The sequence below is a fragment of the Ruegeria sp. YTSC192 genome (assembly GCF_059609705.1).
In genome coordinates this window covers 36,119-53,775 of record NZ_JBXWMG010000016.1, presented here as the reverse complement: position 1 = coordinate 53,775, position 17,657 = coordinate 36,119, and the positions used below count along the sequence as shown (strand labels likewise).

Sequence of the window (17,657 nt, the reverse complement as noted above, 5' to 3'; positions counted from 1 at the left end):
ATTTTCATCCGGGAATGAGCAAAGCCTAAGCCGCAACCCTGGAGCGACGCCAGATTGGCCGCCCAGCCACCGCCAGAAACAGGCAAGAGATCAGGATGCCGATGACCGCCGGCGCATAAAGAATGATCCAAACACCCGGGTCATCAATCACGACCGGAGAGACAAAGCCCCGGACCCCTTCCAGAAGAACCAGAATGGTAAACGCCCCCAGAATCTGAGGCCACAATCCAAACCGCGAGAAACTGCCCAGCATCAGGGTGGCATATCCGACCAGCCCGACCGCAACGCAAATCGCGATCCACGAGAATCGCTGGTGCAGTTCATCGGTCAGTTCACCCGGGCTAAACCCTTCAGCGGTGGCTATGGTATCGCGATCCCGGATCAGTTCCATCGTTGGGATCGCCTCAAGACTGCGGATGTTCATACCGCCGGCACTGGCCAGCGCAGAGATATCATATGAGGCATCCTGAAACAGGGTCGACGACAGCGTACGCCCGTCCTTGTCCAGACGCAGGGCGACCCCATCCAGCATAACAAGGTTAATCCCCGCCGCGTTGTTCACCAGATAAGCGGTTGAACTTGAGTAGCTGACAGAATTCGCTGGGTCCCGTCGATCCGAAACAAACACCTCGTGCAGCGTACCGTCCAGATCAATCCGACCGATATAGACGGTGACTCCATTGGCGGGGTGCAGAAACTCACCATCATTCAACAATTGAGCGGTCACATCGCCTGCGACCTCGGCCTGCCGGACCTCTAGCTGTTCGACGGAAGCCGGACGAAGGAAGACGCTGATCGCCGCCATCATGACGCCCGTGACCAGACCGAACAGTACCACCGCCCGCGCCAGACGCCATGGGCTGGAGCCGGTCGCCAGCATCACCGTCATTTCGCTTTCCCGGCTGAGGCGGTTCGTGGCGTAAACGGCCGCAGCAAACACGGCCATCGGCATCACTGTCCGGATCAGGGTCGGCAACGTCAGAGCGGTGAATTCAAGAAACACAATAGCCGATTGACCGCCGCTGATCACACGATCGAACAGGCTGACAGACCGCGTGATCCAGAAAACACCCACCAGAACCAGAGTGAAAAAGCCGAACAGCACCAGCAACTGCCGCAGGAAATATCCATCGAAACGCGACATGTACCCTCATTCCTGGTGTCTGCGATTTGCGGGGACTTTAGGCCATCCCGCGGGCAGAGGAAAGGCGATCCACGTTGTGCTTTGAGATCAGGTGGGGTTTCAGATGACCAGCAAATCGACTTGATGTTCAATCTGCTTAAACTCGCTCCGCGACACAGGGTGAAAGCCCCCAACATGACGATAAATGCCCTGGTAGTTTTCAAACAATAGCTCGCACAGCTCTTGCCGGGTGCTGGACTGCCCGTCCGGAGTGTATTCCAGAAAGATGGGCGGCCTGTATTCAGCGATCAGCGTATTCATCCCTTTCAGGGCCGACAGCTCATGGCCCTCAACATCCATCCAGACCAGCCCGATCTGATCAGCCCGAAGGGTGCCCGACTGCACCAGATCGTCGATCTGGACGATCTCGACCGGAAAACTTTCTCGGGTTTTGCCGCTTGTACGTTTGGCGCCCAAACGTGAGCCGCCGCGGTTGAACAGATCTCGGGTAAATTCTGCCGTTCCAGTCGTGTCAGAGGCCGCGATGCCCAGAATCTCCACTTTGTCTGTAAGCCCGTTCAAAGCAAGATTGTGTCGCAGCAGGTTTATGTTATCCGGGTCCGGCTCGATCGCCACAACGGTTTCACACTGAAGATCGAGAAAGAAATAAACGGTTTGAGTGCCGATATTGGCCCCAACCTCCAGAACGGACATGCCGGGCGTGTAGGCATCGTTTTGGTCAAGGAATTTTCGCAGATCCATGACCGAGTCTCGTGCAAATTCACCGTTTTGACACAGCGAACGCCCGATAGCATCCGTGGGAAAGAAGGCAAAGGCATGATCGCCCAAGTCCCGAAACAGCAACGTATCCTGATTCAGAAGCTCATTCATTACAGCGCGCCGGGTTTTCCCGTTGCCAAGAACGCGAGAGGCAATCTTTTCGGCAATCAGGCTTCGCAATCCCATTCAACACCTTTGAACACAATTCAAAAATTATCTTCGGTGGATAACCCTACGTTCGCCACTCAGCAACATGGGCATCCGACTCAGACGAAAGTTGGTGCATTTGTACCAATTCGACCCAAGTGGGATGGCGGCTGGCTTACATTCGGAATGTGCCGGAATTCTCGCCGCGTGTTCGCGGCTTTTTCATCTCAAGCAATGTCGTTTGAAACAGATTGCGGAATTCAGCCTCTTTCACCGTCGGTTCGCTTGTTTCTTCATCATCGGCAAGTGGCTCTTCGCACCGAGACCGCATTTGGCGCGCCGCGTGCCAGCCGGATTCACGAAAGGTCGACCAAAAACTCTGTACCAAATTCCTTCCCTCCCAACGAACTGCACAAATCTTGTCACTGCGGGGCCGATCCGAACCTCAATGGTTGGACGAGGCTCAAGGATCACAATCCGTGAGTGGCACCCCGCAGCGACGAGGTGCATCTAGGGATTTCATCTTGAGACGTAAGGGGGAAGAAAACGCAGGTTTTCGTCACTTTTGTGCATGTATAATAAAATATCGAGTACAAGCTTACGCTTACGTCAACTGCATCCGGTTGGAAGAATTTTCGCGACGCTACGTCAAATCCTGACCCACCGAACCGAACCTTCAGGACAAGGCCGCAGCCATGGCTGATCCAAAGGTATCGCGAAAGGAATTCGGCCGGACGGGTCCGGGATTCGGCATACCCTCAAACGCGACCATTTCAGTTTTCGGAAGGTTTTTAATGGCAGGGGCAGCAGGGTTCGAACCCGCGACCTACGGTTTTGGAGACCGTCGCTCTACCAACTGAGCTATACCCCTGTGATGTGCCTCAGATATGCCAGCCGCGCGGCGGACTCAAGAGGCTTTTTCAGATTCTCAACCACTTCTCGACAAGACAAACAAGTTGCGCCACGCGCGCAGTGCGGTATGACAAGATTTGTTCAGAAAAAGGAACCACGCGTGAGCCTCCGCAAGAAGATCGCCGACAGCGAAACTGTACTGAACTGGGCCGCGCGGCGGATTGCCAGCTATATCCGGATGGTCAATCGCAACACGCGCTGGCAGCGTATCGGGTATGAGGAACTGGATCAGCTGGCCGAACAGGGTGAGCCCGTGATCGTGGTTCTGTGGCACCAACGCCTTGCGCAATCGCCCTATTTCTTCCCGTTGGACAAGGGGCGCATCTGCTCGATCACTTCCTCGGCGCGGGCGGGCAGCATGGTGGGCCGCGTGCAAAAGCTGTTCGGCATGGACACGATCGCCATGGCCAGCAAACACAAAAGCAACGTCGCCGTGTCGCGCGAAGTTCTGGGCAAGATGAAACAGGGGATATCCATTGGCATCGCCGCCGACGGACCTCGCGGGCCGGAACGGGTGCTTTCCACAGTGCCTCTGGTCTGGGCGCGTACATCCGGCAAACGCGTGTTCGGGATCACCTTCTCGGCTCGTCACGGCAGCGAGGCTGGTACATGGGACCGCCTTTTGATGCCTCGGCCCTGGCGCAACGAAGGCGTGCTCCTGTGCCGGGAATGGACAGAAACCGTCCCGCGTAAAGCCAGTGAGGAGCAGATCGAATCTCTGCGCCAAAACCTTGAGCAGCACATGAATGACATCACGGCCGAGGCCGACCGGATGGTCGGGCGCGAACCGTGGTCGCCCAAACCCTAAAGCGTTTTTCGTTTTACTTGAGGCAAGACCATCGCAATACGCGTTCGACCGCAGGGAGAGGCAGCGTATTTCGATTCAAATCAAACGCAAAGCGCTAGCCGCCGCGCAGCCTCTGCATCAGATAAACTTCGCTGCCTTCCGGAATTGGTTCTGTCAGGCCCGTTGCAATCACGCGCCCGTCGATTGCGATTGAGACACCCGCATCAATGGGGGCCTGCAATTGCGGATGCGCGCGCACCAGGGCACGCAGCAACTCTCCGGTTGTTTTGGCCTCGACCTCAACAACTGCCAGACCCCCGGTCAGAGACCGGAGGCCGGACCAGAGGTGAACCTCAACCATTGCCCTTGAGCGCGGCCAGAATGCGCGGAGGCGACATCGGCAGTTGCTTCATCCGCACACCCGCCGCATTGGAAACGGCGTTTGCGATAGCGGCAAGAGGCGGCACAATGCCGGTTTCCCCCACTCCGCGCACCCCAAACGGGTGGCCGGGGTTGGGCACTTCGACAATCACCGTGTCGATCATAGGCAGGTCGCTGGCAACGGGAATCCGGTAGTCGAGGAAGATCGAGTTCTGCAACCGCCCGTCCTCGCCGTAGATATATTCCTCGTTCAGCGCCCAGCCGATGCCTTGTGCGGCACCGCCCTGGAACTGGCCTTCCACATAGGTCGGGTGGATCGCTTTGCCGGCGTCCTGAATGACCGTGTAGCGGGTCACGCTGGTCTTGCCGGTTTCCGGATCGACCTCGGCATCGACGATATGGGTGCCAAAGGACACGCCTGCGCCTTCCGGAGTTGCCTCGAAATGGCCCGAGATCGGTCCGCCAGTACGCCCCATATCCGCCGTGATGTCGGACAGGGCCAGCGGATCGAAATCGCCTGCGTTGGGGCCTGAGGGCACGGCGCAGCCGTCCTCCCACTTCACGGCCTCAACCGGGATACCCCACTTGGCTGCTGCGCGTTCGCACAGTTTTTCAACCGCGTGTTTGGCCGCTTTGATGGTCGCCAGACCCGACGCATAGGTCACGCGCGAGCCGTGTGAGACGTCGTTATAGCCCAGCGTCGCGGTATCCGCGATGGTCACGCGGATGTTCTCGTATGGGATGCCCAGAACCTCGGCCGCCATCAGCGCCATCGACGCGCGAGAGCCGCCGATATCCGGCGTTCCCACCATCAGCTGGGCCGAGCCGTCCTCGGACAAGGCCAGCGAAACGCTGGTCTCGCCGCCGTGGTTGAACCAGAAGCCACAGGAAATCCCGCGCCCCTGCCCCGGCTTCAGCGGGGCCGAATAGTGCGGGTGCGCCTTGGCGGCCTCCAGCGTTTCGACCAGACCAATGCGTTCGTAGGTCGGGCCATAGCTGGCCTTCGTCCCTTCATGAGCGGCGTTTTTCAGGCGGACATCCACAGGATCGAGACCCAGCTTGTTGCACAGCTCATCAATCACCGACTCAACCGCAAAGGCACCCATGGGAGCGCCCGGCGCGCGGTAAGCGGCCTGTTTCGGACGGTTCGACATCACGTCATAGCCGATCTGCTTGACGTTGGTCAGGTTGTAGGGCGCAAAGGCGCACATGGCGGTCATGTCGCCGGGCGCACCGGGGAAGGCGCCACCCTGCAAGCGGAAGATGCCCTCAGCGGCAGTGATCGTGCCGTCTTTCTTCATGCCGATCTTGATATCCATCGAGGCCGACGAGGTCGGCCCGGTGGCCCGGAACACCTCGGACCGGGTCATAACGATCTTGACCGGACGGTTGGCTTTCCGGCTCAGCGCAAGCGCAACGGGTTCGATGAAAACAGTGGTCTTTCCGCCGAAGCCGCCACCAATCTCGGACGCGGTGACGCGAAGTTGCGAGGTCTCGATCCCCAGCAGCGCAGCGCATGTCTTTTGCGCGATCCAGTGGCCTTGCGTGGTACACCACAGCTCACCCTTGCCGTCATTGCCCAGCATACCCAGACAGGCATGCGGTTCGATATAGCCCTGATGGGTCGCTTCGGTGACAAAGCTGTCTTCGATGACCAGATCCGCTTCGGCAAACCCGGCCTCGACATCGCCATGACCGCTTTCGTGGTAGCGAACGACGTTCGGGTGCAGACCTTCGGGCACCGAATAGTCCGCCGCGCCTTCCCGAATGACCGGCGCATCCGACGCCATCGCCTTGTCCACGTCGGTCACATGGGGCAGAACTTCGTATTCAACCTCGATCAGCTTGAGTGCATCCCGCGCCGCCAAGGCCGACGTGGCCGCAACCGCAGCGACAGCGTGACCATCATAGAGTGCCTTTTCGCCCGCCATGACGTTTTCCAAAACGTTCCAGAACTCGCCCTCGAGACCCGGTTTGAACGGGACATCGGCAAAGTCCGCGCGGGTGACGACGGCTTTGACATCCTTATGCGCCTCGGCCTTCGAGGTGTCGATCTTCACGATCCGCGCGTGGGCATGGGGAGAGCGCAGAACCGCTCCGTGCAACATGCCGGGCGCATAGGCATCAGCCCCGAATTTGGCGCGGCCCGTGACCTTGTCTAACCCATCGGGGCGATCCGGGCGTGTGCCAACGAAAGTGAATTCAGATTTGCGATCGTCGAGTGCCATTACGAAGCCTCCCGCAGTTCTTCCGCCGTTTCCATCACGGCGCGAATGATCTTGTCATAACCGGTGCAGCGGCAGAGATTGCCTGCCAGCCAGTACCGGGTTTCCTCTTCGGTCGGGTTTGGGTTCTTCTCGAGCAGCGACTTGGCCGCCACCAGAATGCCCGGCGTGCAGATCCCGCACTGAAGCGCCGCATGTTCGATGAACTTCTTTTGCAGCGGATGCAGAACGTCACCGTCGGCAATCCCCTCGACGGTTTCGATGGCCTTGCCATCCGCCTCAACGCCCAGCATCAGGCAGGAACAGACCAAACGGCCATCGACAGTCACGGAACACGCGCCGCAATCGCCGGTGCCGCAGCCCTCTTTCGCGCCGGTCAGGTTCAGCTTGTCGCGCAGACAGTCCAGCAGCGTTTCACGCGGGTCGCAGAGGTATTCGACCGTGTCCCCGTTCACGGTGGTGGATACGTGGAGCTTGCTCATGCGTTTTCTCCCTTCGCGCGGGCATAGGCGATTTTCGCGGCGCGCTTGGCGAGCACGCCGGCGACCTCGGTGCGGAATTCAATCGTGCCGCGTTTGTCGTCAATCGGGTTGCAGGCCGCCGAGGCCGCAGCCGCCAACGCGTCCAGCGCGGCGTCATCCAGCATGCTGCCGATGATGGCTTTGGCACAGTCTTCAACCAGCAGCACGGTGGGCGCGACAGCACCCAGCGAGACACGCGCCTCGGTGATCACATCGCCGTCCAGACGCAGGCTGACGCCCACGCCAACCACGGCGATGTCCATTTCGGTACGCGGGATGAAGCGCAGATAGGCGTCGCCTGCATTGTCGCCCCGTGCGGGGATGTTGACGGCCGATACCACCTCACCCTTCGCCAGCGAGGTCTTGCCCGGTCCGGTGGGGATGTCCTCAACTGCAACCTCGCGCGCACCATCCGGGCCGGTCACAGTAACCGTTACGCCCGCCGCGACCATCGCAGGCACCGAATCCGCCGCCGGAGAGCCGTTGCACAGGTTGCCCGTCAGTGTCGCGCGGCCCTGTACCTGAGTCGATCCGATCAGGTCCATCGCCTCGACCACACCGGGCCAATCGCGGCCCAGCTCGGGATGCTCGCTCATTTCAGCGCCGGTAACTGCCACGCCAAGCGTCCAGCTGCCATCATCGTTGCGCGTGATCTGACGCACACCGTTGATTTTCTTGATGTCGATCAGCGTATCGGGCGTCACCAATTCCGAGCGCAGCTGCACCAACACATCGGTGCCGCCTGCCAGAAACCGTGTCGTGCCCGACGCGTTTGCAGCCAGAGCCGACGCCTCGGCAAAGCTGGCGGGGCTGTGATAATCCATGAAAATACCTCGCACCTGTCAATCAGGATTCACTGGGTTCAGAGGGGACGTTAGTGCAGCAGCCCCCCGGCGTCCATGGCCGGAGCGACCAATTTTTTCGCAACTTCATGTCGTTTTTCGACCTCGGATCAGAGGTCGATCTCAATCACGCCATCCGGTTGCGCGGCGCGGCTTTGGCACAAAATGATAGCGCTCTCGCGTTGTTTGTTGGATAAGACGAAATCGCGATGTTCGATTTCGCCCGAAACAACACGGCATTTGCAGACGCCGCAGATGCCATCGGCGCATTTCACATCCACGTGAATGCCCGCCTCATTCAACACCTGCGCGGCATCCTTGTCTTCTGGAACGGTCAGTTCCTGACCTGATTTCGACAGCTTTAACCTGAACGGAAAGTTCTCATAGTCTGGTTGCTCGGGGACCGAGAAATACTCCAGATGCCGCGCCGCGTCCGGGAAGCCCTGCCGCTCGGCCGTTTGCATGACGCCGTCCATGAAACGATCTGGCCCGCAGGTATAGACGTGCCAGCCGTCCTGATAGCCTGAGAGGACCGCATCCAGATCGGCCCGCGTGCCTTCATCCGAGAAATGGTAGTGCACGTGGTCTGCCCAAGGCATCGTGGCCAAGTCGTCCAGATACCCGGCCCCAGAGCGGGTGCTGGCCGAGTAATGCAGCTCGAACGGTCTACCCAGCGCATGCAGACGGTGGGCAAAGGCAATCATCGGGGTGATGCCGATCCCTCCGCCCATCAGGAAGGTTTTGGTGGCTGTCTCGTCCAGCTCGAAATGATTGATCGGCTTCGAGACGAAAACCTTGCGCCCTTCGTTGAAGATACGGTGCAGCAGGGCTGAACCGCCGCGCCCCTCGTCCTCGCGCAAGACACCGATCTGGTAGATCGCCCGGTCCGAAGGGTCTCCGGACATCGAATACTGGCGCAGGAACTCGGGGGCGACCAACACATCCAGATGCGCGCCTGCGGACCATTCTGGCAGAGGTGATCCGTCCAGTGTCGAGAATTCGTATTTGGTCACATCTGTCGTCATCTTGTCGACCTTGGTCAATTCAACCCGCATGACTGGCGCATCGCCTGCGATCTCATAGCGGTGAACGACCGACATATCGCCCGCCGCTTTGCGCGCTTTGTATTCCTTGGCACTTACCATCGCCTCATAGGCGGCAATCCCGGCCTCGCGGTCCATGGCAAAGGGATAGGGCCACGGATGCGGGGCCAGATAGGCAGGATAAACGGCCAGCGTCTGATCTTGGTATTTCAGATCCAGATCGGGCTGCAGGTCACGCCGGTTCAGAGGGTGCACCGAGGGGCGATAGGCGCCGTCCGACTGCAGCTCGATATCCCACCACCACTTTTTGACATCGTTCAGCCCGCCATTGCCCACGGCGTCATCCAGCCTCGCCAATGCCGGGGCGGCCTGAGGGATGTTCATCGCCGCCCATCGGAAGGGGCGTTCTTTGAAAATCCCCTCAAGGTTCCACGGGCAGGTCTTCATGCAGCGCCCGCACATCGACCCTCCGGGCGTTGTTATGCGATAGGTCGCGCATTTCTGGCTGTCGGATTTCCAGATTTCATAGCCATTGAACATCAGCTTGGGCCCGGCAGTAATCGCCCCCGAGGGGCATTCGCGGGCACATTTGTTGCAGCTTTCACAGAAACTCTGCAGGCCGAAATCAATCGGCTTGTCATGCGCCATCGGCATATCGGTGGTCACCGCGCCGGATTTCAGACGCGGTCCGAGATAAGGGTTCAGGATAACCTCGCCGATCCGGCTGACCTCGCCCAACCCCGACAACAGCAACAGCGGCGGCTGCAACATCTCGCCATCCATCACTGTGTGGGCCTTGGCCTTGTATCCGAGGTTGCGGATCTGCTGCGCGATGACGCCACCCAACAGCGAAAATCGCAGATAGGCGCGCATGGATTGCGCGACGCTGATCCAGTCATCGCCGCTTGCGCCCTCCATCGTCTCATAGCCCTGGTCGATGATCATACTGATGGCCTGATCATGGGGCGGCGTGATCTCTTCCCCCGTCGCATCGTGGGAATACCACGCCCAGTCCGGGCAACGGCTGAGGCCAACCGCATCGACCCCAAGGAAGTAACTGGCAGCCTTGATGTTGGCGGCATTGCGCTGCGCATCTGTCGGGGGCGAGACTTTCGTGCTTTCGCCATCCTGCAACAGAACAAACGCGCCCAGCGCCCGGCGTTGCGCGAAACTGGGGGCCGATTTGCGCACGTAATATCCGCCCTTGGCCGCATCCTGCAGGTGTTTGCCCATATCGCCAAACTGCGCTCGCGCGAACATATCGGCGCGCTTGGGAACGCGCGCAACGTTGAGTTCATCAATATAGGTAGTCGGCATCTCGACCCGCTTGAGCCGTTCAAACGGATGCGCCCCGTCCACATAGCGGCGTTTGGCATAAGCATCACGGTTCAGAGCGCTCTTGGCAAACCCGGTACCCAGCCACCACGCCGGGCCTTGGGTCCGGAACCACGGTTGCTGCCCCATCGGCTGCAAGGGCCGATCGTGGGCGATCTCCATCTCGGTTGTGACAGCAGCCAGACCAAAGCGACGCCCTAGCCACGGGGCAACAAGCGTGCCGTCCTCGACCGAGGCCAGACCCGCCGCGACCGCCAGCTTGCCCAGATCAACCTCGGACGACATGGCTGTATGCGCACGCGCATCGAATCCCAGCAGCCGGATGTAGTTGGCTATCACAACGGCATTCTCGGTCGCCAGCAGGCAGGCCCGGTGGTCCTGCGCATCCGTGATCCACTCGGACCCCGGCTCGTCCGGGTTCGGATCGCGGTTGTGTTCATACAGGAACACCAGAACATGACGATGCGAGGCCATCGGACGCGGCGCGGCCTCCATGCTTTCCTTGAGATCGGCCATGATGACGTCGATCCCCGAGGCCAGTGTTTTGGTCTGACGGGTTTTCAGCGCATGGGCCAGACGGTCGATATCGGGATTGCGTCGCGGATCGTCCAACAGCGCCTCGGGCGGCAGCGGCCCGCAGCCCATCATCGAGGCATCGTTGAAATAGCCAAACGCCTTAAGGTGATCTGCCCGCGCCTGCGGGTCCTGCGGGATGTCCGAGGCGACAGGGTTCACCAGCCCATCCCGGATCGTGTCCAACATAGCCTGAAACTCGCCCATCGCATTCACGATGCTCTCGGGCCGGTCAGGCCGGTGAAAGCTAAGCTCGGGCATCGGGGGCAATTGGGACAAATCGGGCATCACCTGCTGACGCGCCAGACGCTCTAGCGGGTACGACCCCATGTGAACGGGTCGGTTTTTGTCCGAGAAAAAGCGAAGTCCCATATGCGTGCCCCTTGTTTGCAACTGAACTAGCGCCCTCTCGACAGCAAAACCATTCATACTTAATCATAGATTGTATGAGCAAAATCGATTTCACTGATCTGGACGGCAAGGTCCTGCGCATTTTTCTGACGATACTCGAGGAAAGCTCGGTCTCGAAAGCGGCGGATCGGCTGGGGGTCACACAATCCGCCATCAGCCACACCTTGGCCAAGCTACGGCAGGTTTTGGGCGATCCGCTATTCGTGCGATCCGGTCAGGGCCTGACACCGACCGAACGCGCGCTTGCCCTGCAAGAGCCGGTCCGCAACGTTCTGGACGGCATGCGCGCCCTGACGGATGAGCGCCCCTTTGATCCCCTGTCCGAGCAGATGGAAATCCGCATCGCCACCAACGATATGCCGCGAGAGCTGATTTTTCCCGACCTCCTGCGCGCGACCCGTGCCGAGGGGATCAGGCTGCGGTTGGAATTCATCTCATCCGGGGTGCCGGGGCCGGACATATTGCGCAGCGACCGGTGCCAGCTGATGCTGACGCCGCTGCCTCCGGACGGGCCGGACATCTTTCAGAAACAGCTGTTCTCAAGCCCGTTGATGGTGTTTTTCGACCGGACCCAGCGCATCGCGCCCGAGACGTGGGAGGCCTATTGCCAGAGCGAGCATGTCGAGGTCCGCTTTCCCGACGGTCGCAATGCACGCGCGGTGATGCGTGGCGTGGATCAAAGCCAGATCCGCCCGCCCACAGTCGTGCTGCCGCATTTCAACGCGATCCCGTCTTTCATCGCAGGTAGCCCCCTGATTTCCACCGACACGGCGCTGATGAAAAACGGACCACTGGCGGCACTGGATTGCGCGCCCTTGCCGTTCGACTGTGAGCCGGTCTCGATCTACATGGTCTGGCACCAGCGCTCGGCCAATGACCCGGCCCATCGCTGGTTGCGCGACCGGATCGAAACCCTCGCCAGCGCTATTCAAGCTAAAACCTGAAACAGAGCCTAGCCCGTCGCCAGCGCCCTCTGATCCTCGCGCCCCATGGCCAACAGAACCGGTGAGCCCTCTTGCCGCGCGGTGAATGAGGCCTTGTCGGTCATGCCGCTCCACCCTGCCATGGTCAGAGACTGCGCCACCGCACCACTTAGCGTCGCCCCCGGCCCCGTCACTATGAACAGGTCCGGTGCGAACTCTCGCGCGGCGGTTTGAATGGCATGGGTGAAATCGTAGGTCTCGGTCACCTGATGGCCCAGCGTATAGTCCCACAGCGCCTCGGCATCGGTGGCGCCCGGCCACCAGATCTTGCCGCGCCCGTCGATCATCGGGTGACGGGGCTGGCCGAACAGATCGGCCTTCAGCCGCGCCCGACCCTCAGTGGCAATCGGGGCCTGTAGCGAGGTATGGAACGCCGCATGGTTCGGCAGCCGCATGGGAAAACGGTCCTGAATGGTGGGATGAGACGCTTCAAATGCGGACAGACCGGCCTCATTCCCGGCCAGCACCAGCATACCGCCCAGATCAATCGACAGCGCCAGATCCTGCCCCTCGACCGTGTTGATGTCAGAGACGTCCTGCAACAGCGCCTGTTTCTGGTTCGCGCTGTCGACCCAGCTGTCATCGGTGAAGGGATAGACCAACTGCCCGCCGATCAGATGTTCCTGCATCAGAGTGCCCATGGTGTTCACCACGCGGAACCCGTTCTCAGCGCTCAGTGCGCCAGCGGCGGCCAGCGCGATATACCAACCCATCGAGTTGCCGGTCACGGCCACCACCTCGATATCATCGGCCAGCGACTGCGCATCCGCCAGCGCGGCAGCATAGATCAGGGGCGAGGCTACATCGCCGCGCGAATAGGTACTGACCGCAAAGCGCGCGGCCCCGTCCAGCGCTATTACCCCCTCTTGTCCGGCCTCGGCGCGCATGGCGTCAAAGCGCTGAAACATCGGCATCTTGTCCGCGTGATGACGGTGCAGGTAGCCCAGTTCGGGCTTGTTATAGGTGCCCCGACCGGGGCAGATGACGACAGCCGTTCGGGTCATTTCCGCACTCCGGTCAGGTTCATGGCCGCGGCAACAATACCGTCCTTGGACGGCAGGGGCGCGGCATAGGCCGGGCCGGTCGCGATAAAACAATCCTCTGCAGCAACGCGGGCAACCCGCGTCTGGGCGCTTTCTTCGCGGAAGAGGGTCATCAGCCCCTCGGACTGGCTGCCTGTGCGGCGGCATTCATCCACGATTAGAACGTTTTCGCAGTCCTTGGTCGCCTCTAGCAGCGCCTCAGCCGGTAGCGGGGCCAGCCAGCGCAGATCAACGATGCGAGCGTTCACCCCAGCCGCCTGCAGCTCAGGCAGCGCCTGACGCGACAGGTAGTGACCATTGCCATAGGTCACGATGGCCAGATCAGTGCCGTCGCCATGCACCCCAACCTCGCCCAACGCAATCCGGCGGTCGGGCGAGGGGTAGGTCGTCATCCAGCCCCCGTCCTGCGCCGCACTCAGATCACGCATGGGATAGAGCGCGATCGGTTCGAGGAATACAACGACCCTCTGCTCTTCCCGCGCCAGCCGCACGCATTCGCGCAACATCTGTGCCGCGTCTTCCCCGGTCGAGGGACAGGCAATGATCACACCCGGAATGTCGCGCAAAACGGCCAGAGAGTTGTCGTTGTGGAAATGCCCTCCAAAGCCTTTCTGATACCCCAGCCCAGCGATCCGTAGCACCATCGGGTTGGCGAATTGCCCATTGGAGAAGAAGGGCAATGTGGCAGCCTCACCGCGGATCTGGTCCTCGGCATTGTGCAGATAGGCGAGGAACTGGATTTCGGGGATCGGAACAAACCCGTTGTGGCCCATGCCAATGGCGAGGCCGAGGATGGATTGTTCGTCCAGCAGAGTGTCGATCACACGGTCCTGTCCGAACCGCTGCTGCAGCTTCTGCGTCACGCCGTAGACCCCGCCCTTGCGGCCCACATCCTCGCCCATGCAGACGATCTCGCCATGTTCCAGCATCAGATCGGTCAGCGCCCAGTTGATCAGGCGGCTCATGGGCTGCGGGTCAGCCATCGCGCGCATGTCGCCCCCGAACGTTTTTGCGCGCGCATCCGCGCTGGGGCCATTCGTCGGCTTGCAGGTGCGTTTGGGCGGGATCAGGCTGGCCATGACATCCTGCGCGGTCGACAAATGCGGACGCGTGGCAGCCTCGGCAGCAACACGATCCGTTCGGGCGCAGCAATCCTTGTAGATTTTCAGCGCCTCATCCGGAGCCAACGCCCCCGCCTGATCCAACAGGCGAACGGAGTGGAGAAGCGGATCATTTGCCTCATCCGCCTCAACCTCGGACTTGCTGAGATATGTGGTCGGCACATCCGCCCCAGCATGACCGTAGAGGCGTACGGTCCGCAGGTGCAGGAAAGCGGGCTTACGGCGCGTGCGGACATAATGCGCGGCTTCTTGAGCCACGGCGTAGGTCTCGTAGATGTCCAGCCCATTGGCCTGAGAATACTTGATGCCCGGGCGATGCGCCATCGACGCCTCGATCCAACCTTTGGGTGTTTTCACTGAGATCCCGATGCCGTTGTCCTCGCATACGAACAGCAGGGGCAGCGGTGTGGATTGCACGCTGGTCCAACCCGCCGTGTTGATCGCCCCCTGCGCGGTCGAATGATTGGCCGAGGCGTCTCCGAAGGAACACATAGCGATGCCATCTTCAGACAGCACCCGATGCTCGGGGGCATGCCGCCGCGCGGCCCCCAACGCATAGGCCGCGCCAACTGCTTTGGGCAGGTGGCTGGCAATGGTCGAGGTCTGAGGCGGGATCATCAGAGCCTTGGAGCCAAGAACCTTATGACGCCCGCCCGAAGTCGGGTCCTCTTTAGAACACCCAAAGCTCAGCAGCATATCCCAGGCGATCTGTTGGCCGGGAACCTGCTCGGCCCGGGCAATCTGGAACGCCGCATCGCGGTAGTGCAGAAAGGCAATATCAGTTGGGCGCAAAGCATGGGCCACAGCAGCCATACCCTCATGTCCGGATGAGCCGATGGTATAGAACCCCTGCCCCGCCTTTTGCATCACCCGGCTGGTGCGATCTAGCGCCCGACTGAGGACCTGTGAACGATAAAGCGACACCGCTTCTGGATGGCTCAGCCCGCCGACCGGGGGCGCACCTTCAGGAAAATCCCGGTTTGCCACGCGGGAGAGGAAATTCTCATGGACGATCTGCGCGCGATCCATAGCTCGGCCTTCTCAAATGGTGCGGGTCTTGTTCTCGAACGGCGCAGGCGCGCGCGTCACAGGCCAGTATATCCGACTGGTGTCGGGAAAAAGCCAGTGATAATCAAACTCAAAGGTATGAGGAAATGTAATATGATCGCGCCCCGCCGCTTTCTTCCGTCAATTTCATCCCTCCTCGCGCTTGAGGCCGTAGACAGGTTGGGCAGCGCGTCCGCCGCAGCCGAGGAGCTGTCGCTGACCCAAAGCGCCATCAGCCGCCAGCTGAAAACGATGGAGGAGCAGTTGGGCATCGAACTGATCCAACGCACCCAGATGCGGCTGCACCTGACCCCGGCCGCGCAAGAGTATGTTCAGACGGCCCGCACGGCCCTGCACCAATTGGCGCAGGCCTCGCTGAAACTGAAGGCAAACCCGACCGGCGGCTCCCTCAATCTGTCCATTCTGCCGGCATTCGGAATGCACTGGCTGGCCCCGCGCCTTCAGGACTTCGCCCGCAATCACCCTGAGGTGACAGTCAACCTGAACACAAGGCTGCGACCTTTCGATTTCGAGACCGAGTCCTTCGACGCGGGTTTTCACTTTGGCCGCCAGAACTGGAGCGGCGTGAACTACCTAAAGATCATGACAGAGTATGTCGTGCCCGTCTGCGCACCTGATCTTTTACCCGACCAGAGTGATCAAATCGACTGGCTGGAAAAGGCGCCTCTTTTGCACATGGAAACGCGCCCCGACGGATGGGAACGCTGGTTTACTGCTCAGGGTCATTCGGTTAGCGGCTCGCGCGGGATGCTGTTCGATCAGTTTTCAACGATGATACAGGCTACGATCCATGGCTTGGGTGTCGGTTTATTTCCCAGCTATCTCGTCGAGGAGCACTTCAAAACCGGCCGCCTCGCCTTGGCTTGGGACGGGCCCGAGGTCAGCTTGGGCGCGTACTATCTGGTATGGCCCAGGAACAGGATCGAGTCTGAACCGTTGAAGTCATTCCGGGCATGGCTCGATCGGCAGCTGACCCCGGAGATCACTTAGAGGTCTGAACAGGCCCCCAACCGAAATACTGCGCGGCCTACGGCCTTGCGTCCTGCGGACGGCAGGGGGCCGGGCAGGCGCGGGCTGCGCCCGCGCCTGCCCGGCCCAACGGGAGGAGATGTTCCGACAGGAACCTCGACGACGGGCGGGAGGGCCTCAGACGTCTATCGAGCGTGCAATGAGTTCCTTCATGACCTCATTGGTGCCGCCATAGATCATTTGCACGCGTGCGTCGGCATAAAGGCGGGCAATTGGGTACTCCATCATGAAGCCATAGCCGCCAAAAAGCTGCAAGCATTCGTGCATGATCTCGTTCTGGACCTCGGACCCCCAGTATTTGACCATGGATGCGGTGGCAGCATCCAATTCTCCCGCCTCCAGTTTTCCAATGCAATCATTCACGAAACTGCGCAGCACTTCCGCCTTGGTTTTGCACTCGGCCAGTTTGAACCGTGTGTTCTGGAAATCCATGACCCGCTGACCAAAAGCCTTGCGCTCCTGCACGTATTTCACAGTCTCAGATATGGCGAAATCAATCGCACCCAGCGCCATGATACCGATGGTCAAACGCTCCCACGGAAGCTGTTTCATCAACTGGTAGAACCCCTGTCCCTCTTCCGCACCAAGCAGGTTGGTCATCGGCACTTTGACATCTTCAAAGAACAGCTCGGCGGTGTCATTGCCCTTCATGCCCAGCTTCTGGAGGTTGCGCCCGCGGCGAAAACCCTCGGCCCCGTCCGTCTCGACCGCGATCAGAGAGACCCCTTTGGCACCCAGCGTCTTGTCCGTCTTGGCGGCAACGATGATCAGATCCGCGCTCTGACCGTTGGTGATGAAAATCTTCGACCCGTTCAGGCGATAGGAATTGCCGTCCTTCTCAGCCGACGTCCGCACCGCCTGCACGTCCGAGCCCGTGCCCGGTTCGGTCATGGCCAAGGCTCCGACCATCTCACCCGAAGCCAGCTTGGGCAACCAGCGTTGCTTTTGGTCTTCGCTGCCATAGGCCGTGATATAGTGCGTCACGATCGACTGGATACCGTATCCCCATCCGGCATCTCCACGCGCCGACTGTTCGTACAGTGTGACCGAGTCGAACCCCATGCCCCCACCGACGCCGCCGTATTCCTCCGGGATTGCACCGGCCATCAGACCTGTTTCCCCGGTTTTGTGCCAGAATGCACGGTCTACGATGCCATTCGCGGCCCATATTTCCGCATTGGGGACCAGTTCATCATCCAAAAACCGCCCCGCCATTTCGGCAAACATCCGGTGTTCGTCTGTGACCCAGGCTGCGGTCGAGGTAAAAAGCGACATGTGGTATTCTCCGATCAGGTGTTGCCTGAAAGGCTATCGCGGCACCGCAGACAGGCCA

14 protein-coding genes and 1 tRNA gene are annotated in these 17,657 nt (G+C 60.3%); 4 read left to right on the top strand and 11 right to left on the bottom strand.

The window, feature by feature from the left end; all coding sequences use genetic code 11:
- Nucleotides 1–25 precede the first annotated feature (25 nt).
- Nucleotides 26–1,144, bottom strand: coding sequence for an LPS export ABC transporter permease LptF (gene lptF / locus AC2FD8_RS18860; protein WP_496858653.1), 1,119 nt, complete (start codon nt 1,142–1,144; stop codon nt 26–28).
- 99 nt (nt 1,145–1,243) lie between these two features.
- Nucleotides 1,244–1,885, bottom strand: coding sequence for an FkbM family methyltransferase (locus tag AC2FD8_RS18855; protein ID WP_496858655.1), 642 nt, complete (start codon nt 1,883–1,885; stop codon nt 1,244–1,246).
- A 75-nt stretch (nt 1,886–1,960) separates the two neighbouring features.
- Here AC2FD8_RS18855 and AC2FD8_RS18850 point away from each other — a divergent pair, with 75 nt between their 5' ends.
- Nucleotides 1,961–2,533, top strand: coding sequence for a hypothetical protein (locus AC2FD8_RS18850; protein WP_496858657.1), 573 nt, complete (start codon nt 1,961–1,963; stop codon nt 2,531–2,533).
- Between the two features lie 312 nt (nt 2,534–2,845).
- Here AC2FD8_RS18850 and AC2FD8_RS18845 read toward each other — a convergent pair.
- A tRNA-Trp gene (locus AC2FD8_RS18845) sits at nt 2,846–2,921 on the bottom strand.
- A 141-nt stretch (nt 2,922–3,062) separates the two neighbouring features.
- On the opposite strand from AC2FD8_RS18845, the gene AC2FD8_RS18840 reads away from it, so the two are divergent.
- On the top strand, nt 3,063–3,770 hold the full coding sequence (locus AC2FD8_RS18840; protein ID WP_496858659.1) for a lysophospholipid acyltransferase family protein: 708 nt from the start codon (nt 3,063–3,065) through the stop codon (nt 3,768–3,770).
- 94 nt (nt 3,771–3,864) lie between these two features.
- On the opposite strand, the gene AC2FD8_RS18835 is transcribed toward AC2FD8_RS18840, so the two are convergent.
- From AC2FD8_RS18835 to AC2FD8_RS18815, 5 genes are all read right to left on the bottom strand, one after another.
- A complete protein-coding gene (locus AC2FD8_RS18835) occupies nt 3,865–4,110 on the bottom strand; it encodes a MoaD/ThiS family protein (protein WP_170468530.1) in 246 nt (81 codons plus the stop codon).
- Nucleotides 4,103–6,358 carry a xanthine dehydrogenase family protein molybdopterin-binding subunit gene (locus tag AC2FD8_RS18830; RefSeq protein ID WP_496858661.1) on the bottom strand — a complete coding sequence of 752 codons (2,256 nt, stop codon included), beginning with the start codon at nt 6,356–6,358 and terminating at the stop codon, nt 4,103–4,105. The genes AC2FD8_RS18835 and AC2FD8_RS18830 overlap by 8 nt, the downstream gene beginning before the upstream one ends.
- Complete coding sequence (locus AC2FD8_RS18825; protein ID WP_170662786.1) at nt 6,358–6,837, bottom strand: (2Fe-2S)-binding protein; 480 nt, start codon at nt 6,835–6,837, stop codon at nt 6,358–6,360. Before AC2FD8_RS18825 ends, AC2FD8_RS18830 begins: the two co-directional genes overlap by 1 nt.
- A complete protein-coding gene (locus AC2FD8_RS18820; RefSeq protein WP_496858664.1) occupies nt 6,834–7,700 on the bottom strand; it encodes an FAD binding domain-containing protein in 867 nt (288 codons plus the stop codon). Before AC2FD8_RS18820 ends, AC2FD8_RS18825 begins: the two co-directional genes overlap by 4 nt.
- Nucleotides 7,701–7,828: 128 nt before the next feature.
- Nucleotides 7,829–11,041: a reductive dehalogenase gene (locus AC2FD8_RS18815; RefSeq protein ID WP_496858666.1), complete on the bottom strand. Its 3,213-nt coding sequence runs from the start codon at nt 11,039–11,041 to the stop codon at nt 7,829–7,831.
- A gap of 74 nt (nt 11,042–11,115) precedes the next feature.
- On the opposite strand from AC2FD8_RS18815, the gene AC2FD8_RS18810 reads away from it, so the two are divergent.
- Entirely contained in the window at nt 11,116–12,024 is a 909-nt protein-coding gene (locus AC2FD8_RS18810) for a LysR family transcriptional regulator (RefSeq protein ID WP_496858668.1), read from the top strand.
- 8 nt (nt 12,025–12,032) lie between these two features.
- Here the strand turns inward: AC2FD8_RS18810 and AC2FD8_RS18805 are convergent, their stop codons facing one another.
- The gene (locus AC2FD8_RS18805; protein WP_496858670.1) at nt 12,033–13,067 is read right to left on the bottom strand and encodes an ACP S-malonyltransferase; all 1,035 of its coding nucleotides are present in this window, start codon (nt 13,065–13,067) and stop codon (nt 12,033–12,035) included.
- Nucleotides 13,064–15,256 (bottom strand): dehydrogenase E1 component subunit alpha/beta, encoded by a 2,193-nt coding sequence (locus AC2FD8_RS18800; protein WP_496858672.1) that lies wholly within the window; start codon nt 15,254–15,256, stop codon nt 13,064–13,066. Before AC2FD8_RS18800 ends, AC2FD8_RS18805 begins: the two co-directional genes overlap by 4 nt.
- A gap of 132 nt (nt 15,257–15,388) precedes the next feature.
- Between AC2FD8_RS18800 and AC2FD8_RS18795 the strand changes: the two genes are divergently transcribed.
- Nucleotides 15,389–16,285 carry a LysR substrate-binding domain-containing protein gene (locus AC2FD8_RS18795; RefSeq protein WP_496858674.1) on the top strand — a complete coding sequence of 299 codons (897 nt, stop codon included), beginning with the start codon at nt 15,389–15,391 and terminating at the stop codon, nt 16,283–16,285.
- Nucleotides 16,286–16,441: 156 nt separating this feature from the next.
- On the opposite strand, the gene AC2FD8_RS18790 is transcribed toward AC2FD8_RS18795, so the two are convergent.
- Nucleotides 16,442–17,599, bottom strand: coding sequence for an acyl-CoA dehydrogenase family protein (locus AC2FD8_RS18790; protein ID WP_496858676.1), 1,158 nt, complete (start codon nt 17,597–17,599; stop codon nt 16,442–16,444).
- Nucleotides 17,600–17,657 lie beyond the last annotated feature (58 nt).